Genomic DNA, 22,560 nt, shown 5'->3' with positions numbered 1-22,560 from the left:
ATGGCACGAATGACCCGTGACGCCTACGCGTCGCTCTACGGCCCCACCACCGGCGACCGCGTCCGCCTCGCCGACACCGACCTCTGGATCGAGGTCGAGGAGGACCGCTGCTTCGGCGGTGACGAGGCCGTGTTCGGTGGTGGCAAGTCCATCCGCGAATCCATGGCCCAGTCCACCGCGTCGCGCGCCGACGGCGCCCTCGACCTGGTGATCACCAACGTCGTCGTCCTCGACCACTGGGGCATCGTCAAGACCGACATCGGCGTACGGGCCGGAAGGATCGTCGCCCTCGGCCGCTCCGGCAACCCCGACATCAGCGACGGCGTCCACCCCGATCTGGTGATCGGACCCGGCACCGACGTCGTCTCCGGCGAAGGCCGCATCCTCACCGCCGGAGCCGTCGACACCCACGTCCACTTCCTCATGCCGGAGACCCTGCACGAGGCCCTCGCCACCGGCACCACCACCGTCATCGGCGGCGGCACCGGAGCCACCGAGGGATCCAAGGCCACCACGGTCACCCCGGGCGCCTGGAACCTCGCGATGATGCACCGGTCCCTGGACCGTGTCCCGCTCAACGTCATGCTGTTCGCCAAGGGCTCCACCGTCGGCGAGGAGGCCCTGCGCGAGGCGGCGTTCGGCGGAGCGGGTGGCTACAAGGTCCACGAGGACTGGGGCGCCACCCCCGCGGCCATCGACGCCGCACTGAAGGCGGCCGACGCGCACGGTCTCCAGGTCGCCCTGCACGCCGACAGCCTCAACGAGGCCGGATATGTCGAAGGCACCCTCGACGCGATCGCCGGGCGCGGCATCCACGTCTTCCACGCCGAAGGCGCGGGCGGCGGCCACGCACCCGACATCATCACCGTCGCCTCCCACCCCCACATCCTTCCTGCGTCCACCAACCCGACGCTGCCGCACACCGTCAACACCGTCGCCGAACACCTCGACATGCTGATGGTCTGCCACCACCTCAACCCGCGCGTCCCCGAGGACCTCGCCTTCGCCGAGTCCCGCATCCGCGCCACCACCATCGCCGCCGAGGACGTCCTGCACGACATCGGCGCACTCTCCATCACCTCCTCGGACGCCCAGGCCATGGGCCGCATCGGCGAGGTCATCTGCCGCACCTGGCAGGTCGCGCACGTGATGAAGCGGCGCTTCGGGGACCGCGGCAGCGAACTGCCCGCCGACAACGAACGCGCCCGCCGCTACGTGGCCAAGTACACGATCTGCCCGGCCGTCGCCCATGGCATCGACCATGTCGTCGGCTCCGTCGAACCGGGCAAGCTCGCCGACCTGGTGCTGTGGGACCCCGCCTTCTTCGGCATCCGGCCCGCCGCCGTCATCAAGGGCGGCATGGTGGTGTACGCGCCGCTCGGCGACGCCAACGCCGCGATCCCCACCACCCAGCCCGTCCTGCTGCGCCCCACCGCCGCCGCGGAGGCCGCCCCGCACCTCTCGGTCAGCTTCGTCGCCCCGGCGGCCCTGGCCGACGGACTGGCCGAACGTCTCGGTCTGGTACGCGAGTTGGTCGCCGTCCGTCCCACCCGCCACCTCACCAAGGCGGACCTGCCGAACAACACGGCCCTTCCGGACATCGACGTCGACCCGGAGACCTTCGCCATCCGGATCGACGGAGAGCTCGTGGAGCCCGCCCCCGCCACCGAACTGCCGCTGGCCCAGCGGTACTCCATGTTCTGATGGCCGGCCTGGCATCCCTGCTGCTCGGCGACGGACGGCTCCCGGTCGGCGCGTACACCTACAGCGCGGGACTCGAACCGGCCGTCGCGGCAGGCCTCACCCGCGACCGCATCCCCGCCCTGCTGAAGGCCCGGCTGCACACCGCGGCCGTCACCGAGGCGGCCGCCGCCGTACTCGCCCTGCGGGCCGCCGGACGGGACCCGGTGGACTACGGCCCCGTACAGCGGGCGCTCGCGGCCCGGACCCCGGCCGCCCCCCTGCGCGAGGCGTCGGCGACGCTCGGACGCGGGGTGCAGCGCCTGGCCCGAAGACTGGATCCCGGCCACCCGGCGGTCACCGCTCTGACCGGGATCCGTCCCCGCCCGCTGCGGCCGGTGGCCCTCGGCGCGCTCGGGGCCGTCATGGGGGTGTCGGAGGAGGAGCTGGCCCGGGGCGTCGTCTACGACGAACTGCAGACCATCGCCTCCGCGGCGCTCAAACTCCTGCCCGGCGACCCGCTGGACACGGTCACCTGGATCCTCGACGCCGAGCCGCACGCGGCGGCCGCGGTGGCCGAGGCACTGGCGGTACGTTCCCCGGCCGAACTGCCGGCCCGTACGCCCCCGCTCACCGAACAGTGGGCGCTCGAACACGCACAACGAGAACGGAGACTCTTCCTTGCCTGACCAGCAGTCCAACCAGCAGTCCGAGCAGCACCTCGACCAGCAGTCCGAGCAGCACTCCCGCCCGAGCCGCGCGCTGCGCCTCGGCGTCGCCGGCCCGGTCGGCACCGGCAAGAGCTCGATCCTCGCCACCCTCTGCCGCGAGCTGGCCGGTGAACTCGCCATGGCCGTCGTCACCAACGACATCTACACCGACGAGGACGCCCGCTTCCTCCGCTCGGCCGGGGTGCTGCCCACCGAGCGCATCCGGGCCGTCGAGACCGGCGCCTGCCCGCACACCGCGATCCGGGACGACGTCAGCGCCAACCTCGACGCCGTGGAGGACCTGGAGGAGGCGTACGGGCCACTCGACCTGGTGCTCGTCGAGAGCGGCGGCGACAACCTCACCGCCACCTTCAGCCCGGCCCTCGCCGACGCCCAGCTGTTCTGTATCGATGTCGCGGGCGGCGGCGATGTCGCCCGCAAGGGCGGCCCCGGCATCACCGGCGCCGACCTCCTGATCATCAACAAGACCGACCTCGCCCCCTATGTGGAGGTCGACGTGGCCGCGATGGTCGCCGACGCGTCGCATGCGCGTGACGGCCTGCCGGTCCTCGCGCTCTCCAAGAACGACCCGGTCTCGGTCGCCGAACTCGCCGACTGGGTGCGGAAGATGCTCGAACGCCACCGTTCCGGCACCCATGTCCCCACCGACCCGGGACCGATGGCCCCCCACAGCCACAGCCACGACCATGGCCACGACGGCTCGTGACCGCCGAATCCGCCGAGCCCGTCGACCCCACCGTCGTCGCCGTGGAGCGCGACCCCTCGGGCCGCCACATCGCCCGCGAGCTGCGTCCGGGGTCCTTTCTCGCGCCCCGGCCCCTGCGGCCGTCCCCCGACCGGCTGCGGATCGCCCTGGTCGGCACCCGGGCGGGCCTGCTCGCGGGCGATGATCTGCTGCTGGACATCTCGGTCGGGCCCGGCGCCCGGCTGGAGCTGGTCGAGCCGTCCGGACTGGTGGCGTACGACCATCGCGGCGGTACGTCGCGGTGGCGGGCCCGCGTCGAGGTCGCGGAGGGCGGCGAACTGCACTGGGACGCCCGGCCGTTCGTGATCTCCTCGGGCGCCCGGGTCGAACGCTCCATGGACGTCTCGCTGGCGGCCGGGGCGCGGATGCTGTGGCGCGACACCCTGGTCCTGGGGCGTTCCGGGGAGCGGGGCGGCGGGGTCAGGGCGAGGACGCACGTCACGTACGACGGTTGCGAGCTGCTGGTCGAAGACCTGGACCTGCTGGATCCGGACGTGCGCGAGCTGCCCGGCATCCTGGGCCCGCACCGCGTCATCGGCGCGGTCACCGCTCTCGGCGCCGACCCGGGCGGCCGGCCCCACCCGTACCGCATGGCACTGGCGGGGCCGGGGGCGCAGGTACGGCTGCTGGACACGGTGGCCCCGGCGATCGAGGCGGAGCTGGCCGCAGTCTGGGAGGACTGGCGCGCACCGGGCGGACCGGTGACGCCGGGCCTCCCGGTCACGAACGGCTGACCGCGCCCCGAGCCGTCTCGCCGCCGTCCGCGTCTCCACTCTCCACCGGGCCGCTGTCCACCGCTCCCCGCGCCACCGCTCCCCGCGCCACCGCGGCCGCGCACAACAACGCGGGCACCGCCGCGACCGCGAAGCAGACGGCCGGCGGGAGCCGGTCCACCAGCAGGCCCGCCGCCGCGGCGCCCACCGACGAACCGGCGTTGACCGCGGTGTTCACCCAGGCACCCGCCTGGGTGCGGCTGCCCGCGCCCACGGACTCGTCCGCGATGAGGTACGCGGTGGTCAGCGCCGGCGCGACGAACAGCCCGGCCACCGCGGCGAGCGCGGCCAGCACGTACACACCGGGCGACAGCCCGGCCCCGACCACGGCGACGCCCAGTCCGGCGGCCAGCAGCGGAAGCCGCGCCCGGTTCGACGCCCGCCAGGAGACGGCGCCGTGGGCCAGCCCCCCGACCGCGCTTCCGGCCGAGAGCGCGGCGAGCACCCACGACACGGCCCCCGCGCCCTGGTGGCGCTGTTCGGCGAATGCCACCACCAGCAGGTCCAGGCCTCCCAGGCACAACCCCACGGCCGCCGTCACCAGCACCGCGTGCCGCAGCCCGACGATGCCGAGCAACCGCCGCCCGACCGGCGGGTCCTCCGGCCCGGCGGCCTTGTCGTCCGACGGAGCCACGCCCGCACCGCGTCCCCGTACCGCCGGTGACGACACCAGCGCCAAGGTGCCCACGAGGATCAGCGCGGCGCTGACCACGATCCCGGCAGCGGGCGGGGCGAACTTCACCACCACCCCCACCAGCAACGGACCGCTGACGAAGAGGAGTTCCTCGGCGACACCGTCCAGGCTGTAGGCGCGCCGCAACAGCTCCCGGTCGGCGACGAGACCGCTCCACAGGGTCCGCATCACCGGCCCCAGCGGTGGTGTACCGGCCCCAGCGGCGGCGGCCAGCGCCCCCAGCAGGAACGCCGGGGCGCCCGGCCGCCAGGTGGCGTACGCGAGGGCGCCGAGCAGTACCGCGTAGACCCCGGCCAACGGTGGCAGGACCCGGCGCGGCCCGTGCCGGTCGATCAGCGCGGCACGGGCGGGGGAGAGGAAGACACTGGTCGCGCCGTACAGGGCCATGACGGCACCGGCGACCGAGTACGAGCCGGTGGCGGCGTTCACCGCCAGCATCAGGGAGAGGGAGACCATCCCGTACGAGAGCCGCCCCAGCAGGGCGGCACCGAAGGTGCGGGCGGCATGACGGGTGCGCAGGACGGTGGCGTACGAAGGCGTGCGCGAAGGCACGGGTGATCGCGAAGGCATCGAGACGTTCCTCGTGAGAGCAGCGCGGCAGAGCGTGCTGCGGGCATGCGGGGACACCGGAGCGCCGCACCCGGCGGAAGCGGGGTGCGGTCAGTGCGGGGTCCTACGCAAGGGAGAGGAACATGCCGGTCAAGGTATCAGGGCGACCGGCGCGGGTGGAGGGGGATTTCGGTGGCGCATCGGCCGGAAAGCGTTGCGAGGAGTGGCCTCGCCTCGGGTAGCTTCGATGTCCATGTCGCCTTCCCAGTACCCCGCCCGCGAGCGCCCCGCCTTCGACGCGGACGAGCGGACCCAACTCATCGGCTGGCTCGACACGCAGCGCGCGACCGCCCGCTGGAAGTGCGAAGAACTCTCGGAGGTGGACGCGCACCGCTCCGTCCTGCCGTCCTCGCCGCTCATGACGATGGCGGGTGTCATGTCACACCTCCGCTGGGCCGAGAACCTCTGGTTCGAGGTCGTCCTGCTGGGCCGTCCTGCTGTGGGGCCCGTCTTCGACGGGCCGAAGGACGCCGACATGATGGTCGACGGCGTTCCGCTCGCGAAGCTGCTGGACGACTACGACCGGCAGGTCGCGGTGTCGAACGAGATCATCGCGGCAGGCTCGCTCGACGATGTGGGCCGACACCCGGACTTCGACGTCTCGGGCGCGAGCCTGCGCTGGATCATGTTCCACATGATCGAGGAGACCGCCCGGCACGCGGGCCACCTGGACGCCATCAGAGAGATCCTGGACGGCAGGACGGGCCACTACTGAGGTCCACCCGCCGCATGGTGTCCGCCGCCCGCGTCATCCGGTGGTGCCGGTGCCGGTGCCGGTGCTCGTGATGTCCGTGCTGTCCGGGCCGGCCGCCAGGATCCGTTCGGCTGTCCGCCGGAGTTCGGGGAGGAAGGCGATGACCTCCTGGCTCCGGCGGAGAAGGTCGTCGGCGGATGTGATGCCGAGGTCGGCGACGGCCTCCCGGAAGGCCGGCAGACGTGCGCGGTGCAGTTCGGGGGCGTCCGCGGCCAGTACGGTGTGACATCGCGCGAAGGTCGCGACGATCCAGAACGCCGCTTCGCGGTGGTCGCCCCGCTCGATGAGGTACCGGCTGCCGTCGATGGCCACCGGCCGCGCCCCGGCGGTGAGGTCGCCGCTGAAGAAGAACGGTGTACGGGCGACCTCCGCGGTGGCGTCGAAGGTGCGGGCCAGCTCGTCCAGATGACCGCCCGTCCGGTGTGCCGACAGCCGCGCGCACCCCAGGAGCTCCAGCAGCTCCGGGTACAGCCACGCCTGCCCGTACGCGTCGAGGACCTCGCGCGCCGCCCGGTACCGCAGCCGGACCGTGGGGTTGCGCAGGGCGGCGGCCAGCAGGACATGGGTGGTCACCCCGGTGGGGAAGAGCCACGACAACACCTGCGCGTGGAACGGCGCGGGGACGTCGAAGGCGGCGAGGCGGGTCTCGATCCGACGCTCGGCGTCCAGACATCTACGGCGCACCCAGCACGGCTCGGCGAACCGGCGCGACACCTCCGCCCCCAGCGCGCGCAACCGGCCCGTCGGGTCGTCGATGACCGTGTCGCGGCGGAAGCTCCCCGCCAGGTGGTACGAGGAGAGCACCTCGTCCGCCGAGGCGAGCTCCTCCCACGGCAGATGGCTGACCTCCAGCAGCGCACCCAGGAAGCGGAACTTGCCCAGCCCGACCGGCGGGGCCGGTGCGGCGGTGACGACCACGACGTCCACGTCCGAGAACGGGGACAGCTCGGCGTCGTCCGGCAGGCCCACCGTGGAACCGCTGAAATAGGCGCCGCGGAAGCCGGGAACGGGCCGGGCATGCTCGCCGACCCACTGGACCGCGGCCGAACGGGCCGTACCGACTCTCATACCGAACCTCTTCCCGGACCGTGGGGACGCACCGGCCGCACCGGACGCGCCGATGCCACATCGACCGCATCACCGTATGCCGGTCCTGCCATGCCGCGCCGCGCCATGCAGAGCTGTGCCGTGGAGAGCTGTGCCGGGGAGCGTCCGCGAGGCGTGTCATTCGTTGCCAGGTGCGTGGCCGAGGCGTCAACTGTTCTGGCGCCGGGTGACCGTGCGGCGCGACCCCTCCGGCGGAAGAGGCATGCGATGAGGAAGATCGTCCTGATGATGTCGGTGTCCCTCGACGGCTTCATCGAGGGGCCGGACCGGGAGATCGACTGGCACCTGGTCGACGACGAACTGCACCGTCACTTCAACGAGCAGCTCAGGACCATGGGCGGCTTCCTGGACGGCCGGGTGACCTACCGGCTCATGGCCGACTTCTGGCCGACAGCCGACTCCGATCCCTCCGTCACCGGACCCGTGGCGGAATTCGCCGGCATCTGGCGGGACATGCCCAAGACCGTGTTCTCCCGGACCCTGGAACGGGCCGACTGGAACACCACGATCAGGCGGGAGGTCGACGCGGAGGAGATCAGGGCGCTGAAGGCGCGGCCCGGCGGGGACCTGTGTCTCGGGGGCGCCGATCTCGCCGCCACCTTCATGCGGCTCGACCTGATCGACGAGTACCGCATCTACGTCCACCCGGTCCTCATCGGCCGGGGCACACCTCTGTTTCCGGCCTCGGCGGTCCGGACCGGTCTCCGCCTGGCCGGGACCAGGGAATTCGGCAACGGGGTCGTGCTGCTCCGTTACGAACGCCGCGCGGTTGCTCCAGCGGAATGAACTCCCCGGGCCGTGACGGTGTGCGATCGGTGCCGTGCCGGGCAGTACGGGGGTCCTCCCCGTATAACTGCCGCACCGTCGCGAGAGCTCTCACGAAAGGACCGGCGATGACGCTCAGTGTCGAGGACCGCCTGGACATCTCCGAACTGCTCGCCCTGCACGGGCACTTGGTCGACAACGGCGAACTGGAACGGCTGGACGAGCTGTTCACCGACGATGTCGTCTACGAAACCTCGAACCTCGGGCACGGGGAGCTGCGCGGGCTGGCCGCCTTCCGTGACATGGCGCGGGCGCGGGCGGGCGCACCGGGCGCACCCGTCGGCCATCACGTCACCAACATCGTCCTCACCGAGGCCGGGGGCGGCCGGGTCCACGCGCGGTCCAAGGGGATCGGTGCCGGCCCGGACGGCGAGTGCGGAAGCGTGACCTACGAGGACGTGATCGTGCGCGGCGAGCGAGGCTGGCGCATCAGCCGGCGCAGGATCACCCTGCACTTCACGCCCGCCGGCGCACCGGACACGGAGGGGGCCGACACGTGACGGGCGCGGTCGGCGGCGCCCCTCGGACCATCAGGGGCGCCGCCTACCGGCCCGGGATCCCGCGTCAGCCGTTCAGCATCCCCGAGGTGTCGATCACCTGACGGATCGCCCGGCCCGAGGCCAGCTCCTCCATCGCGATGTTGATGTCGGTCAGCGGCAGCGTGCCCGTGTGCATCTGCTCCACCGGCATCAGGCCCGCCCGCCACAGCTCCAGGAACCTCGGGATGTCGCGGCGCGGCACCGCGTCACCCATGTACGAACCCAGCAGCGACTTGCCCTCGCCCGCGAACGCCAGGGCCGGCACCTCCAGCACCCGGTCGGGCGCGGGCAGGCCCACCGAGACGACCCGGCCGCCCCGCGCCACGGCCGACAGGCACTGGGCCATCACCTTCGGACTGCCCACCGCCTCCACCGCCAACTCGGCCCCACCGGAGGTGAGTTCACGGATCTGCCGCACCGCGTCGTCGGGTGCGTACGCATGGCTCGCACCCAGCCGGAGGGCCAGCTCGCGCTTCTCCCGGACCGGGTCGACCGCGACGATCGGGTACGCCCCCGCCGCGCGGGCACCCAGCACCGCGGCGAGGCCCACCCCGCCCAGGCCGTAGACCACCGCCGACTGCCCGGGACGCAGCGCCGCCGTGTTGATCACCGCGCCCGCGCCGGTCAGCACCGCGCAGCCGAACATCGACGCCACGGCGAACGGGACGTCCTTGGGGATCGGGACCACCGACTCCTGGGCCAGCACCGCGTGTTCGGAGAACGCGGAGACGCCGAGCTGGTGGTGGACCGGGTTGCCGGAGGCGTCGGTCAGCAGCGACGGGCCGTGCAGCAGCGCCCCCGAACCGTTCGCCGCCGCGGCCTGTGCGCACAGCGCCGGCCGGCCCGCCGCGCAGTCGCCGCAGAAGCCGCAGCTCGGCACGAAGACCAGCGCCACATGGTCGCCGGGGGAGACCCGCCCTACGCCCGGTCCGGTCTCCTGGACGACACCCACCGCCTCGTGGCCCAGCGCCATCGGCAGCGGACGCACCCGGTCGCCGTTGACCACCGACAGGTCCGAGTGGCAGAGCGAGGCGGCCGCGATGCGGACCAGCACCTCGCCCTCGCGCGGGGCGCCCAGCTCCAGCTCCTCCACCTCGACCGGGCGGGTCCCGGAGTACGGGCGGGCCGTCGATGTCCCGCGCAGCACCACCGCACGGGTCTTCACGCGCCCACCTCCGGACGCGGGGCGCAGCGCAGCACGTCCCGGCTCTCCAGCAGCGGGACGACCTTGCCGAGCACGATCTCCTGGAAGTGCTCGGTGGCGCAGTGGGCGGTGAAGTCGGCCTCGGAGGCGTACTCCTCGTACAGCACGACCGTGCGAGGGTCCTCGGTGCCCTGATGGACCCGGTAGGCGAGATTGCCGGGCTCCTGGCGGGAGGCGGCGGCCATCGTGTCGAGCAGGGGCAGGACGGTGTCCTGCGCACCGTCCTTGGTGCGGTAGCGGGCTACGACCACGTAAGTCATGGGGGGTTACTCCTGAGGTGGGGCGGGCCTCTTCAGGGCGGCGGGCGGGACCGGCGGCAGCTGGTCCCGGCGCAGATTCCAGAGGCGGGGGTCGGACGTGGCGGCGGCGGCCGACCCGAGGGCCAGTGCCAGCGCGACGTCCGCGGGGGTCTCCACGAAGCCCGCGGCCACCGACGGGGACATCGCGCGCTGTGCCTGCGCGCTCATCCGGGCGATGATCGGGGCGGGCATGATCTCGACCAGGTCCGGCGCCCCGCGCGAGATCGCGTCCGTGGAGCGGCGCAGATTGGACCGGTCGGTGACGAACACCTTCATCATCGTCAGCAGGCCGAGCGGGCGGCCCTTCTCTATCAGGGAGAGCCGGGTGCTGACCACGCCGTGCGCGCCCATGTTCTTGATGAACTCCAGCGCGCCCCGGTCCTGAGCCAGACCGGGGCTGCTGTCCACGTTCACGAACACGGTCTTCCCCGCCCGGCCCAGCGCCGGCACCACCTGGGGCAGCTGCCCCACCGCGAACGAGGCGAGGATGCACACCTTGGCCGGTGCGGTCAGGAACTGCCGCAGCGGCTGGGTGCCGACGACCGACGCGACGACCGGCACCTCGGCGAACGCCGCGGTGAGCCGGGGGTCGAGCGGGGCGCCGGACCGGGACGGGGAAGGGGTCATGGCAAGGGCCTGCCTGGGGAGGGGAGGGGTGCGTGGCTGCTGCCGGCCCAGGGCCTCTCGTCTGGATCATGCCGGGGTCGCGGGGTCCGGCCCGATCCAGACGAAGGACCTTGGTGTCAGTTCAGCGGAGACGTACCGAATCGGCTGGGAAGGCCCAGTTTGCCAGGGTTGAGAATGCCGGCCGGGTCCAGGGCCTTCTTCACCGCGACGAAGGTCGCGAAGCCCGCCCCGAGGGATTCCTCCAGGTAGGGGCCGCGCAGCAGTCCGCAGCCGTGGTGGTGGCTGAGGGCCGCCGCGTGCTCGATCAGTACGGCGTTGGCGGCGTCCCACACCGAGCGGTACCAGTCGCGGCGCGACTCGGGGGCCACGTCGCCGCGCAGCGAGAAGTAGACGCAGGCACCGTCGGTGTACGCGTGGGACTGGTGGGCCGAGGCGGCCAGGGTGCCGGGCACCGACTGGATCGCGGCGACCACCTCGTCGTAGATCACCGGGAGGTCGGTCCAGGACGCGGCCATCTCCAGCGTGTCGGCGACGAAGCCGGGGCCGGGCTCGAAGCCGTCGGCGGACTTGCCGACCAGCATCCGCTCGTCCAGCCAGCGCTCGAAGACCGCCTGGCTGTCCAGCTCGGGGCCGTACGCCTCGCACACCTCGGACGCCACCTTGATCGAGGCGTCGACGATGGCCGGGTCGCCCTCGTCGGCGATCAGCAGGAGGTTGGTCTCCGGGTGGCCGAAGTGGGTGCCCGACTCCAGGGTGTCGTACAGCCGCAGGACGGCCGGGGTCGCACCGCGCTGCATGATCCTGCGGCAGGCGTCCAGGCCCTCGGCGAAGGTCGTGAAGCCGTACGCCACGGCGTTGGCGTACTCCGGCAGCGGGTGGACCCGCAGCCGCGCCGAGACGATGACGCCGAGGGTGCCCTCGGAGCCGATGAACAGCTGGCGCAGGTCCGGGCCGACCGCGGCGCGGGCGTAGTCGCCGTACGTGGCGCGCGTGCCGTCCGCGTGGACGACGTCCACGCCGACGACCATGTCCTCGATCTTGCCGTACCGGGTGGAGAGCTGACCGGCGCCGCGGCAGGCGATCCAGCCGCCGACCGTGGAGACGGCGAACGCGGACGGCCAGTGGCCGGTGGTGACGCCGTACTCCTCCTGGAGCTGCTTCTCGAAGAGGTCGCCGAACATGCCGGCCTGGACGTCCACGATGTTGGACTCGGCGTCGAAGCCGGTGATCGCGTTCAGCCCGCAGACGTCCAGGACGACGCCGCCGAAGACGGGGAGCGCCGCACCGGTGACGTTGGAGCGCCCGGCCGACGGGGTGACCGGGATGCCCGCCTCGTGGCAGATCCGCAGCACGGCCGCGACCTGGTCGGCGTCGGCCGCCTCGACGACCACGGCGTCCGGAGTCGCGGGACGGCCCTCGGTCTCGCCGATCATCGAGCCGGCCCACCAGTCGCGGGTCCGGGTGACGACCTCGTCGCGGGCGGTGTGCACCGCGTGCGCGGCCTCGCGCAGCGCCTCGACCACGGTCTCGGGGACCTCGACCGGGTCGACCTGGAGGGCGGCCTCGCCGTCCCCGATCGGGGTGTTCTGCGCCCACTTGGCGAAGCTGGGGGCGCCGATCGTGTAGTTGCCCCGGTTGAACGGGTGGGTGATGGTCTGACGGCTGATCATGCTGCTGCCCCTTCGAGGAGTACGGACTTTTCGTGACGGACGGCTGCGAGGTACTCGGAGACCGAACGCTCCACCTCGGCCTCAGTGAGGTTCAGTTCCCGGCCGAGGATCGTGCCCACGGCCCCGGCCGCTTCGGCGGAGGCGTCCCGGGCGAACAGCCGGGCGCGCATCCGGCGGGAGAGCACGTCGTCGACCGAGCGGGCCAGTTCGGCGCGGGCCGCGTACACGACCTCGGCCTTGGTGTACGGGAGTCCCGCGACGATCGGCTCGGCCAGCGTCGGGTCGTCCTGGATCAGGTCGCCGACGAACCGGGCCTCGGTGCCGAAGCGCTCGCCGAGGTGCGCGGCGATGCCGCCGGAGGCCGCGACGGCCTCGGCGTCGTAACCGGCGCCGCCGAGCAGCGGGAGGTCGGTGGTGCGGCTCCGCCCCTTGCGGCCGAGGACGGTCATCACCTTGTCGATGACCAGCTCGCCCATGTGGCGGCTGGTGGTGAGCTTGCCGCCGGTCACCGTCACCATGCCGGTGCGGCCGACGGTGATGTGGTGGTCGCGGCGCATGTCGAGGGTGGCGCCCTCCTTGCCGCCGACCAGCGGGCGCAGACCCCCGATGGAACCGACCACGTCGTCCGGGGTGAGCTTCCCCTCGAAGGCGGTGTTGGCGCCCTCCAGCAGGAAGTCCATCTCCTCGCGGGTGCAGTGCACATCGTCGGGGGAGCCCTGGTAGTCCTCGTCCGTGGTGCCCAGCACGACGCTGTTGCCCCAGCGGGTGCAGGTCGCGCGGCGGGCCCGGCCCGGGATCGGCACGGTGACCGTGCAGTTGATCCGCACCTTGTCCCACGGCACCACGATGTGGACGCCCTTGGCGGGCCTGACCTGCGGCCGGTGAGCGTCGTCCGCCTTCGCGTCCAGCTCGTCGGTCCATACGCCGGTGGCGTTGACGACGGCCCGCGCACGGATGTCGAAGGTGTCGCCGTCCGCCGAGACCCGGGCGCCGGCCACCTTGCCCATCTGCATCAGCAGACCCTCGGCACGGGCACCGTTGAGGACCGTCGCACCGAGCGCGGCGGCGGTCCGGACGATGGTCAGCACCAGCCGGGCGTCATCGGTGCGGGCGTCGAAGTACATCAGCCCGCCCTTGAGGTTCTCCGCCCGCAGCGTCGGCGCCTGCGCGAGCACCTCCGGCACGGTCAGCCGCTGGTGGAGCTTGCCGATCCGCCATCCGCCGACCAGGTCGTACGTCCACAGCAGGCCCTCGAAACCCTTGGCGAGGCGGGCGTCGAAGATGCCCTCCTTCTCCAGGATCGGGAAGAGGAACGGCAGCCGGTGCACCAGGTGCGGGGCGTTCTTGCGGAAGCGGTGCCGCTCCAGGAGCGAGTGGCGGACCAGGTTGACGTTGCCCTGCTCGATGTAGCGCAGGCCGCCGTGCACCATCTTCGAGGACTTCGACGACGTACCGGAGGCGAAGTCGTCCTTCTCGACCAGCGCCGCGCGCAGCCCGCGCGAGGCGGCGTCGAGCACGGCGTACGCCCCGGTGATGCCACCGCCTATGACGAGCACGTCGTACGTGTCGTCGGCCAGCCGGCGCTTGAGGGCTGCCCGGTCGAGCAGCAGGGGCGTGCGGCGGGTCGCCGCGGCGCTGCGCCGCGGCTTCCGGGCGGGCATGGTGATCACAACATCAACTCCTGGTGTTTCGGTACGGCGGCCGCTTGGTCGGATACGGGCCGCCGGGGCGACGGTCGGGGGCCGTCAGTGGGGGGTGTGAGGTTCGGGGGTCTTCAGGGGGAGCAGCGCCGGATCGCCGAGGTGGGCGATCAGCACGTCGCGCCAGGCGGACCGCTGCGCGGCGCGCTCGGCCGCGGTGATCGAGGGCTCGAAGATCCGGCCGAGCGGCTGTGCCTCGACGACCTCTTCGAGCGAGGACCACAGGCCCTGGGCGACACCGGCGAGATACGCGGTGCCCCGGAGGCTGGCGGTGGCGGAGTCGGAGACCCGCTCCAGCGGCAGGCCGGTCAGGTCGGCCTGGATCCGCATGAGCGGGTCGCTGCCGGAGACCCCGCCGCCGACCCGGAGCCGGGTGAACGGGGTGCCCATGGTGTCGGCGACCCCGTCGATCAGGTCGCACACCGAGTGCGCGATCCCGTCGAGCACGGCGCGGGCGAGATCGGCGCGAGTGGTGGCGAGGGTGAGCCCGGTGAGGGAGGCGGTGGCCTCCGGGTGCCAGACCGGCGTACGGACCCCGGCGAGCGCCGGGACGAAACGCGGGGTGCGGCCCGGCCGGGTGGGGACCCGGCCCGCCTCCTCACCGAGCTCCTTCGGCGACGCGAACAGGCCCAGGTCGTCGCAGAGCCAGTTCAGCGCCGACCCCGCCGTGGAGGTGTACGCCTCCAGGCTGTAGTGGCTGATGTCGCCCTGCCGCCGGCCGGGCTGGGCGAGCACCCCGGAGATGTCCGGCCGGGGCAGGGCGGGCGTGGTGCCGGTCGCCGCGTCGACGAAGGCGCCGGTCCCGTAGACACACATGCCCTGCCCGGCGGCGAGGCCGCCGAGCGCGACGAGTGCGGCGTGCTGGTCGCCCATGGAGGCGGCCAGCGGGACGGCGATGCCGAGGGCGGCCGGGTCGGTGGTACCGAAACCGGCGTCGTCGGAGCGGAGCTCGGGGAGCAGGTCGAGAGGGAAGCCGAGGCGGTCGATCCACTCCTCGTCCCAGGCGTGCCGCTCCAGCAGATAGCCACCGGTGGAGGCGGCGTTCGTCGGTGTCGTGGCGTGCACGGCGCCGCCGGTGAGCCGCCAGATCAGCCAGGTGTCGACGGTGCCGAAGAGCAGCCGGCCCTCGCGGTGCGCGGCGGCCGCCTCCGGGTGCCCGGCGATCTGCCGGGCGGCCCAGAGGAACGGTGCGCGGGCGCCGACCGGCCGGCCCTGGCGGGCCAGCAGGGCGGCGTCCCACTCCGCCTCGTACGAGGTGAGCTCGGCCGCGTACCGCCGGTCCTGCCACACCACCGCGGGCAGCAGCGGCCGCCCGGTCACCCGGTCCCACAGCATCGCGGTCGCCCGCTGGGTGGAGAGGGCCACCGCGGTGATCTCGATGCCCTCCTCGCGGGCCCGGCCGACGGCCCGGCGCGCCACCTCGACGGTGGCGGTCCAGATCTCCATCGGGTCCTGCTCGACCGAGAGGTCGTCCGGATGGCTGACCTTGATCGACCGGTAGAACACCTCGTGGGCCTCGCCGGAGTCGAGCACGACTCCGGCCCGGGTGCCCGTGGTGCCCTCGTCGATGGACAGCACACCGCGCCGTGCGGCGGCGCCGGGGAACGTCTGCGTCATTGCAGCCCTTTCATTGCGAGCATCGCGAGCGAGCCGTACGGAGGGAGAGGGAGGGGAGGGCACCATCGTGTGGTGCGACGGGCCCGGCGGCCGGTCAGCGCGCGGTCACGGACGCGGCGGATTCCGCCGAGCCGGCCGGAGTGCCAGCGGCGGCCCGGTCCTGTCCGGCGGCCTCGTCGGGGGAGGCGGCCTTCGTCGGGTCCCACTTGATCGCCAGACAGGTGATCAGGCCGAGCAGCGGTACGACGGAGAGCACCAGGAAGGTGTCGGCGAGCCCCAGCGAGTCCTTGATCTGCGGGAAGACGTAAAGCCCGACGACACTGCCGAAGCTGCCGACCATCCCGGTGACACCGGTGCCGAGCGCGCGGACATCGCTGCTGTACGAGAGCGCGGCGATGGACTTGCCGTTGGCGCCGGGGCCCGCGGAGTGGCAGAGGATGAACAGCACCGGCAGCAGGAACGCCACGGCCGTGGGCACCTTCTCGAAGGTCAGCCCCATCGCGAGCAGGGCCACGAAGACCCCGGCGAAGCCGGCGGCGGAGCTGAGCCGCAGTCCCAGCCTGCGGCCGAAGTAGGCGGAGAGGAGCCCGCCCGCGATGCCGAAGGCGTTGAAGACCATCGAGCCGATGGTGGCCTTCTCGAAGCTCTCGCCGAAGATCGTCAGGCTGATCAGCGGGAGGTACCAGCCGACCGCGAAGTACTGCATCGACTGCCCGAGCGAGATGACCGAGGAGAGGACCGTCCGGGGCAGGTACTCGCCCTTGAAGAGCACCCCGGCCTGACGGAAGCCGATGGCGGGCGCCTCGGTGGCGGCGCGGGTCGCCTCGTCGGGCTTCCCGGCGACGGCCTCGATCCCGTAGATCCTGTCCAGGTTGACGACGGCCTCGTCCAGCCGGCCCTTGCTCGCCAGCCAGGTCGGGCTCTCCCGCAGCATCAGCCACTGGCCCAGGAGCAGCGCGGCGGCGACCACCGCAGCCGAGCCGACCGACCAGCGCCAGATGTCCGCACCGACGTCCAGGTTGAAGAAGACCAGGGCGAGCACGAGGTTGCTGGTGGTGGCGACGTACCAGACGGCCTGCCACAGATTCAGCCGGCCGCCCAGTTTCGCGGGCGTGTACTCGGCGAGCAGTGCCATGGCGACGGCGAAGTCGATGCCGTACGCGACACCCACCAGGACCCGGCCGAGCCAGACGACGGTGAAATCACCGGCGAAGGCGGCCAGCAGGGCGCCCGCGATGGCGAACACCTTGGCGATGAGCAGCGGGGGGACGCGGCCGATCCGGGTGGCGAGCCAGCCGCCGACCGGGTTGAAGATGATCGCCAGGGCCGGAGCGGTGGCCGTGAGGATCGAGACCTGCGTGCTGGTGAGCTCCATCTGGGACGTCATCGGCCCCAGACCGGCGCTCAGCGCGGCGTTCGAATAGGCGTCGAGGAACAGCCCGCCGAACACGAGAAACCAGATGACCTGCGCCCGGCCGGTGATCTTTCCCAGCCCATCGATGAGCGCAACGACGTCGGCGACGCCTTTGACGCTCGGACGTTGTGCCATGAATCCGCCTTCGAGGAAGACCCATCGGCGGCACGGGGAGCACAAAAAAAACAGGCATGACGAAACCACCGACAGGTGGTCTATGTCTGTGCCTGCCAAAACACTGCGGAAAGCGCCGCAGCACGTGAACTGCAAGGAATGCGAACTACGCAGTGAGGTTAAGAACGAGTCAGGAGGAACGTCAAGGGTTTCCGGCAGGTTACTTGAACGTGACATGGACGCCCGGCCGGGGGAGGCCGGGGCGGTCCGTGCCCGCCCCGCACCCCGCCCCACCTGCCCGGACGGGGCTCAGCGTCCCGTCTGCAGGGCCGCCCAGGTGTCCGGCCCCACGATGCCGTCGGCCGTCAGCCCCCGGCTCGTCTGGTAGCCGCGCACCGCGGTCACCGTCTCCGGGCCGAAGCCGCCGTCGACGCCGACCGTCGAGCCGAGCGCCGCGGTCAGCGCGCGCTGGAGCCGCTTCACCCCGTCGCCCGAGGCACGCTGCCGGAGACTGGGCGTCGCGCCGGCCGACAGCAGCGCCGTCCAGGTCCTGGCATCCACCACACCGTCGGCGTCCAGTCCGCGCGCCATCTGATACGCCGTCACCGCGGTCCGGGTCGCCGGGCCGAAGCTGCCGTCCACCGCGCCCGCGGCGTAGCCCTGGTCGTTCAGCAGCTGCTGGACCGCCGTGACCTGGGCGCCCGTCGAGCCGCTCTGCTGGGTCGCGTACGCGGCGAAGCTCAGCCCGTCGGCGCCGTCGCGGTCGCCGGTGCTCGCGCCGACCAGCTGCATGTAGCGGGTCCAGTCCCAGTAGGGGCCCGGGTCGGTGTGGTCGCTGCCCGGTGCCTCGTCGTGCCCGATGATGTGCGCCCGGTCCTTCGGGATCCCGTAGCGGTCGCAGAGGTACGCGGTCAGGGCCGCCGACGACCGGTACATCGGGTCGGTGAACCAGGACGGGTCGTCGATGAACCCCTCGTGCTCGATGCCGAGTGTCGAGGAGTTGGCGCTCCTGGCGTGGTACGCGGTGTCACTGTCCCGCACCATCTGGGTGATCTGGCCGTCGGAGGAACGCACCACGTAGTGGGCGCTCACCTCCGCGGTCGGGTTCTGGAACCAGTTGATCGAGCCCGCGTACGAGCCCTGCGTGACATGGACGATCACCTTGTCGATCTTCGCCGAGCGGCCCGCCGCGAAGTTGTGGGCGTCGGCCGGGACCCACAAGGCCGACGGGTAGTCCGGGCTCTGGGCGCGTGCCTCGGTGGTGGAGAGCCCGTCCTTGTGCGGGGCGACCGGGCGGCTCGTCACCGAGATCCGCTCGCCACCGGGGACGACCGCCCTGAGCCCGTCGGCCAGGAAGGTGTAGACGGTGTCGGCGTAGAGAGCGGCGGCGGAACCCTGTCCGCCGCCGTACCGGGCGACGGCCGGGTACCAGGCGTCGATGTCGTCGCGGTCCCGGGCGTCGAGGCCGAGCTTGTCCGCGTAACCGCGCAGTACCGCAGCGCCGCCCAGGATGTTGGCCCCGGTGTCGGTGCGGAGCTCGGCGAGCGTCTTGCCGGTGAGGGCCGCCGCCCGCTCCAGCGTCCGGTCGGCGGGGTTGCTCACCAGATGCATCACGCCGTAGCCGTTGGCCTGGCTGGGGTGTCCGGCGTGGCCGTCGAGCCGGGTCTCGCCGTAACCGACGGCGGCGAGCAGATCGCGTGGTACGTCGTACGCCGCGGCGGCCCGTGCGAACGCCCGGTTCATCGGGTGGCCGCCGTCCGGAGAGGCGAGGGCCGGCGAGCCGGTCACGGTGAGGACGGTGGCGGTGAGGGCCGCCAGGACGGAGGCGCGGCCCCTTGTGTGGGCTGCGGCGCGGCTGGGCATACCTGCTCCTGCTCGGTGGGGGAGAGGAACGGCCCCCGGGCCCGAGTGGGGTGGACCGAGGGGCCGCGAATTCCGCTCAGCGTAACTATCTGTCCAGGGCATGACAATCACCTGCCCGGTGTGTCGAACTCCCTTTCACCCCAATGGGGTTGAGGGTGGAGCCGGCGCCCTGCCCGGTGCGCGGACGGTCCGTCACCGGGCAGGACGGGGCGAGGGCCCCGGGCTACCAGCGGTCGCGGTGGATGACGTCCGCCACCGGGCGGCGCCGCACCGGACCGAAGTTGCCCTGCGGCCACCCGACCGGAATGGCGGCGTAGGTGTGCGTGTCCTCGGGGATGCCGAGGGCTTCCTTCCACTCCTGTTCCAGCATCAGGTGCCAGATGGTGATGTTCGCCGCGAGCCCCAGGGCCCGCGCGGCGAGCAGGACGTTCTGCACGCCCGGATAGACACAGGAGCCCTCGGCGAGCGCCTGGAAGCGTGCCTGGGTGTTCATCATCTGCTCGGTCGCCGCCGGACCGAGCGCCTGCGCGGAGGCCAGCAGCCCCTCCTCGTCCAGACGCGGCTCCGGGAAGCGGTAGCAGGGCACGATCAGCGCCGGAGTGTCGGCGAAGTGGTCGCGCTGGTACTCGATCGCGGCGACCATCCGCCCGTACGCCGCCTCGTCCATGCCCTTCGGCGCGTACTTCCCCGTCGTCGCCAGATAGGCGTCCACGCACCGCTTCCACAGCGGCGCCAGACGCGCCATCACCTCGCGGTCGGTGACCACGACGTACTCGTAACACTGCATGTTGCCGCCGCTGGGGCCCCAGACGGCCGCCTGTATGAGCTGTTCCAGCGTCTCGTCCGGCACCGGTTCCGGCTTCAGGCGGCGCATCGCGCGCATGGTGGACATCGTCGGGAAGAGCGCGGGCCCGTCGGCGTGGGTCGTGTCGATCGTCATGATCGCGGAGTGTACGGGCCGGGCACCGGCGGCGGGAGGCCCGCCGGCCGCCGCGAACCATCGAATTCGCACACCTGGACGTCCCCCCACCGCACGGGGGAAAGCGGACCGGAATCACCTTCACGAAGGCGTATAAATGGTTCCTCCGGACCAGCCGGCGTCCCCCGATGGCACTCACACCTCACGCGGCAGGGCGTCACCGCGTACGAGAGCGCAGGAGCGCCGCATGAGCACGGCAGAAGAGATCAACACCTTGCTGGTGGCGAACTTCGGCACCGATCCGCTCGCCATCCGGCCCGAGGTGTCGCTCCGTCACCTCAGGCTCGACTCGCTGGCGCTGGAGGAACTGCGGCTGCTCATCGAGGACCGGATGGGTGTCGATCTGGACGATGTCCAGCTGACCTCGCGGGACACCGTCGGCCAGCTCGTCGACGCGGTGCACCGCAAGGCCGCCGCGTGACGGGCCGCCCGTACCGTCCCGAGCCGTTCGCCGCCGCCGTCACCGGGATCGGCCTGGTGACCGCCGCGGGCACCGGGGCCGAAGCGACCTGGCGCGCGGTCTGCGAGGCATCGGCCGCGCCGTCGGTCCCGCACCGGCCCGAACTCCACGACCTGCCCTGCGACTTCATGTACACCATCACCGGCCTCGACCCGCGGGCCCTGCTCGGGGTGGCGGCCGCCCGGCTGATGGACCGCTTCTCGCAACTGGCCGTCATCGCGGCCCGTGAGGCCGTCGCCGACGCCGGACTCGACCCCTCGGTCTGGGACGCCGGACGGGTCGCCGTCGTCATCGGCTCCGCACACGGCGGACTGCCGTTCTACGACGAGCAGCACACCACCCTCATCGAACGCGGCGCCCGCCGGGTCTCCCCGAAGCTCGCCCCGCTCACCGTCGTCAACGGCGCGGCCAGCAGCGTCGCCACCGACCTCGGCGCGCTCGGCCCGAGCCAGGCCGTCTCCACCGCCTGCTCCTCCGGCACCGTCGCCATCGGCACCGCCCACCAGATGCTCCGCACCGGGGCCTGCGACATCGTCGTCGCGGGCGGCGCCGAATCGGTCTGCTCCCGGCTGCTGATCGCCAGCGCCTGCCAGCTCAAGGCCGTCTCCACCCGGCGCGACGACCCCGAGGCGGCCTGCCGCCCGTTCGACGTCCACCGGGACGGCTTCGTGGTCGGCGAGGGCGCCGGGCTCCTGGTGCTGGAACGGCCGGAACACGCCCGCGCCCGGGGCGCCGCCGTCCGCGCGCTCGTCGCGGGATACGGCGCCGCCAGCGACGCCTACTCCGCCGTCGCCCCCGACCCCGAGGGCCTGGGCATCGAGCGGGCCCTGCGCTTCGCGCTCGCGGACGCCGGGGTCGACGCCCGGGACATCGGCCATGTCAACGCCCACGGCACCTCGACCGTCTCCAACGACCTCATCGAGGCGACGGTGCTGCGCCGGGTCCTCGGCGAACACCCCCTGGTCACCTCGACGAAGGCGATGACCGGACACACCCTGGGCGCCGCCGGCGGCATCGAGACCGCGCTGACCGTGCTGGCGCTCCAGCACCGGCTCGTACCGCCCACCGTGAACCTCGACGCCCCCGATCCCGAGATCCCCATCGACGTGGTGAGCAAGGAGGCCCGGCCGGGCACGTTCGACGCGGCCGTCAAGACCTCGCTCGGTTTCGGCGGACACAACGCCGCACTCGTTCTCACCAGGGCCTGACCCGGAAACCGAGAGGCACCGAACCATGGCCGACGAGATCATCCGGACCCTGTCGGTGGACGGGCTGCGCTACGGCTACCGGGTCCTGAGGCAGCCCTCGCCGCGCACCGAGCCGGTCATCATTCTCGGCGGCGCGCTCCAGGGGATGTACGGCTGGCCCCAGATGGACGACCACCTGGGACCGCTCACCTCCGTGGTCACCGCCGACCTGCCCGGCATGGGCGACGCGGACCCGCTCCCGCCCGGTGCGGGCGACGACGTCCTGTACGACGCCGTCACCGGAATCATCGACGATCTGGACGTGCCCAGGGTCAACCTCTTCGGCTTCTCCTACGGCACCTCGATCGCCTTCGGCTGCGCCCGCCGGCACCCCGGCCGGATCGCCCGGCTGATCCTCGGCGGGGTGCCCGCCCACATCAGCGACGCCCAGCGGGCCGAGTGGAGCCGTGCCGTCGCCCGGCTGGACACCGGCGACCTGGAGGGGCTGGCCGGGCTGGCCGCCGGGGTGCTGATGTGCCAGGACCCGGAGCGCAGGGTCCACCGGGGCGAGCTGGCCCGGCGCTATGTGCGCCGCTCGTTCCTGTACGCCCTCACCCACTCCCCGCACGCGGCCCGGTCGCTGCACCGGGCACTGGCCCGGAGGCCGGACTTCTCCGGCGGACTGGCCGGTGTGCCGGCCCTGGTCTTCGCGGGCGAGCACGACACGGTGACCTCGCCCGAGCGGCAGCGGGACTTCGCCGCCACGATCGAGGGCAGCAGATTCGTCACGATCGGCGAGTCCGACCACTGGGTCGTCCTGGAGCGCCCGGACGACGTCGCGGACCTCGCGGCCCGCTTCTTCACCGACCGCCCGCTGGAGTCGGCGCCCGGACTCGCGGCCCTCCCGGCGCAGTCACGGACCTCGCGGTCCGCGGCCGGACCGGACTTCGCCGATCTCCCGTAGGACCG

At 72.5% G+C, this 22,560-nt stretch carries 21 protein-coding genes; 10 read left to right on the top strand and 11 right to left on the bottom strand.

Translation table 11 applies throughout. The features are described from left to right. Genes GA0115234_RS15675 through GA0115234_RS15660 form a run of 4 tightly spaced genes read left to right on the top strand, consistent with a single transcriptional unit; the run spans position 1 to position 3,890 of the window. Positions 1-1,704: an urease subunit alpha gene (locus tag GA0115234_RS15675; RefSeq protein ID WP_093542033.1), complete on the top strand. Its 1,704-nt coding sequence runs from the start codon at positions 1-3 to the stop codon at positions 1,702-1,704. Continuing rightward, on the top strand, positions 1,704-2,369 hold the full coding sequence (locus GA0115234_RS15670; RefSeq protein ID WP_093542031.1) for an urease accessory protein UreF: 666 nt from the start codon (positions 1,704-1,706) through the stop codon (positions 2,367-2,369). Before GA0115234_RS15675 ends, GA0115234_RS15670 begins: the two co-directional genes overlap by 1 nt. Then, on the top strand, positions 2,362-3,117 hold the full coding sequence (gene ureG, locus GA0115234_RS15665; protein ID WP_370804502.1) for an urease accessory protein UreG: 756 nt from the start codon (positions 2,362-2,364) through the stop codon (positions 3,115-3,117). The genes GA0115234_RS15670 and ureG overlap by 8 nt, the downstream gene beginning before the upstream one ends. Then, on the top strand, positions 3,114-3,890 hold the full coding sequence (locus GA0115234_RS15660; RefSeq protein WP_093542029.1) for an urease accessory protein UreD: 777 nt from the start codon (positions 3,114-3,116) through the stop codon (positions 3,888-3,890). The genes ureG and GA0115234_RS15660 overlap by 4 nt, the downstream gene beginning before the upstream one ends. Here the strand turns inward: GA0115234_RS15660 and GA0115234_RS15655 are convergent. Next, entirely contained in the window at positions 3,877-5,193 is a 1,317-nt protein-coding gene (locus GA0115234_RS15655; RefSeq protein WP_237541394.1) for an MFS transporter, read from the bottom strand. The genes GA0115234_RS15660 and GA0115234_RS15655 overlap by 14 nt on opposite strands. A 232-nt stretch (positions 5,194-5,425) precedes the next feature. Between GA0115234_RS15655 and GA0115234_RS15650 the strand changes: the two genes are divergently transcribed. After that, on the top strand, positions 5,426-5,947 hold the full coding sequence (locus tag GA0115234_RS15650; protein ID WP_370804499.1) for a DinB family protein: 522 nt from the start codon (positions 5,426-5,428) through the stop codon (positions 5,945-5,947). A 33-nt stretch (positions 5,948-5,980) separates the two neighbouring features. Here GA0115234_RS15650 and GA0115234_RS15645 read toward each other — a convergent pair whose 3' ends face one another. After that, positions 5,981-7,054: a hypothetical protein gene (locus GA0115234_RS15645; protein WP_093542025.1), complete on the bottom strand. Its 1,074-nt coding sequence runs from the start codon at positions 7,052-7,054 to the stop codon at positions 5,981-5,983. Positions 7,055-7,300: 246 nt separating this feature from the next. Between GA0115234_RS15645 and GA0115234_RS15640 the strand changes: the two genes are divergently transcribed. Together GA0115234_RS15640 and GA0115234_RS15635 are read left to right on the top strand one after the other, a co-directional pair. Then, on the top strand, positions 7,301-7,879 hold the full coding sequence (locus GA0115234_RS15640; RefSeq protein ID WP_093542023.1) for a dihydrofolate reductase family protein: 579 nt from the start codon (positions 7,301-7,303) through the stop codon (positions 7,877-7,879). Positions 7,880-7,986: 107 nt separating this feature from the next. Further along, entirely contained in the window at positions 7,987-8,418 is a 432-nt protein-coding gene (locus tag GA0115234_RS15635; RefSeq protein WP_093542022.1) for a nuclear transport factor 2 family protein, read from the top strand. Between the two features lie 64 nt (positions 8,419-8,482). Here the strand turns inward: GA0115234_RS15635 and GA0115234_RS15630 are convergent, their stop codons facing one another. The 9 genes from GA0115234_RS15630 to GA0115234_RS15590 all read right to left on the bottom strand — a co-directional run bounded on the left by GA0115234_RS15630 (position 8,483) and on the right by GA0115234_RS15590 (position 19,905). After that, on the bottom strand, positions 8,483-9,622 hold the full coding sequence (locus tag GA0115234_RS15630) for a zinc-binding dehydrogenase (protein WP_093542021.1): 1,140 nt from the start codon (positions 9,620-9,622) through the stop codon (positions 8,483-8,485). After that, complete coding sequence (locus tag GA0115234_RS15625; RefSeq protein ID WP_093542019.1) at positions 9,619-9,921, bottom strand: putative quinol monooxygenase; 303 nt, start codon at positions 9,919-9,921, stop codon at positions 9,619-9,621. The genes GA0115234_RS15630 and GA0115234_RS15625 overlap by 4 nt, the downstream gene beginning before the upstream one ends. A gap of 6 nt (positions 9,922-9,927) precedes the next feature. Next, on the bottom strand, positions 9,928-10,587 hold the full coding sequence (locus GA0115234_RS15620; protein WP_093542017.1) for a glycerol-3-phosphate responsive antiterminator: 660 nt from the start codon (positions 10,585-10,587) through the stop codon (positions 9,928-9,930). A 116-nt stretch (positions 10,588-10,703) separates the two neighbouring features. Then, a complete protein-coding gene (locus GA0115234_RS15615; protein ID WP_093542015.1) occupies positions 10,704-12,257 on the bottom strand; it encodes an FAD-binding oxidoreductase in 1,554 nt (517 codons plus the stop codon). Beyond that, a complete protein-coding gene (locus GA0115234_RS15610) occupies positions 12,254-13,927 on the bottom strand; it encodes a glycerol-3-phosphate dehydrogenase/oxidase (RefSeq protein ID WP_093542013.1) in 1,674 nt (557 codons plus the stop codon). The genes GA0115234_RS15615 and GA0115234_RS15610 overlap by 4 nt, the downstream gene beginning before the upstream one ends. A 75-nt stretch (positions 13,928-14,002) precedes the next feature. Next, a complete protein-coding gene (locus GA0115234_RS15605; RefSeq protein ID WP_093542012.1) occupies positions 14,003-15,574 on the bottom strand; it encodes an FGGY family carbohydrate kinase in 1,572 nt (523 codons plus the stop codon). 94 nt (positions 15,575-15,668) lie between these two features. Further along, positions 15,669-17,123, bottom strand: a complete 1,455-nt coding sequence (locus GA0115234_RS15600) for an MFS transporter (RefSeq protein ID WP_202553744.1) — start codon at positions 17,121-17,123, stop codon at positions 15,669-15,671. Positions 17,124-17,411: 288 nt separating this feature from the next. Then, positions 17,412-18,965: a peptidoglycan-binding protein gene (locus tag GA0115234_RS15595; RefSeq protein WP_093542010.1), complete on the bottom strand. Its 1,554-nt coding sequence runs from the start codon at positions 18,963-18,965 to the stop codon at positions 17,412-17,414. A gap of 223 nt (positions 18,966-19,188) precedes the next feature. After that, a complete protein-coding gene (locus GA0115234_RS15590) occupies positions 19,189-19,905 on the bottom strand; it encodes a nitroreductase family protein (protein ID WP_093542008.1) in 717 nt (238 codons plus the stop codon). 226 nt (positions 19,906-20,131) lie between these two features. Here GA0115234_RS15590 and GA0115234_RS15585 point away from each other — a divergent pair, with 226 nt between their 5' ends. Genes GA0115234_RS15585 through GA0115234_RS15575 form a run of 3 tightly spaced genes read left to right on the top strand, consistent with a single transcriptional unit; the run spans position 20,132 to position 22,555 of the window. Beyond that, positions 20,132-20,365: an acyl carrier protein gene (locus GA0115234_RS15585; protein ID WP_093542006.1), complete on the top strand. Its 234-nt coding sequence runs from the start codon at positions 20,132-20,134 to the stop codon at positions 20,363-20,365. Further along, a complete protein-coding gene (locus tag GA0115234_RS15580; protein ID WP_093542004.1) occupies positions 20,362-21,612 on the top strand; it encodes a beta-ketoacyl-[acyl-carrier-protein] synthase family protein in 1,251 nt (416 codons plus the stop codon). The genes GA0115234_RS15585 and GA0115234_RS15580 overlap by 4 nt, the downstream gene beginning before the upstream one ends. 25 nt (positions 21,613-21,637) lie before the next feature. Further along, positions 21,638-22,555, top strand: a complete 918-nt coding sequence (locus tag GA0115234_RS15575) for an alpha/beta fold hydrolase (protein ID WP_093542002.1) — start codon at positions 21,638-21,640, stop codon at positions 22,553-22,555. The last annotated feature ends 5 nt before the right edge of the window (positions 22,556-22,560 follow it).

The organism is Streptomyces sp. DvalAA-43, from assembly GCF_900091725.1.
GTDB classification, from domain to species: Bacteria; Actinomycetota; Actinomycetes; order Streptomycetales; family Streptomycetaceae; genus Streptomyces; species Streptomyces pulveraceus.
The sequence above is the reverse complement of the archived record's forward strand: the minus strand, read 5'-3'. Positions and strand labels throughout refer to the sequence as shown.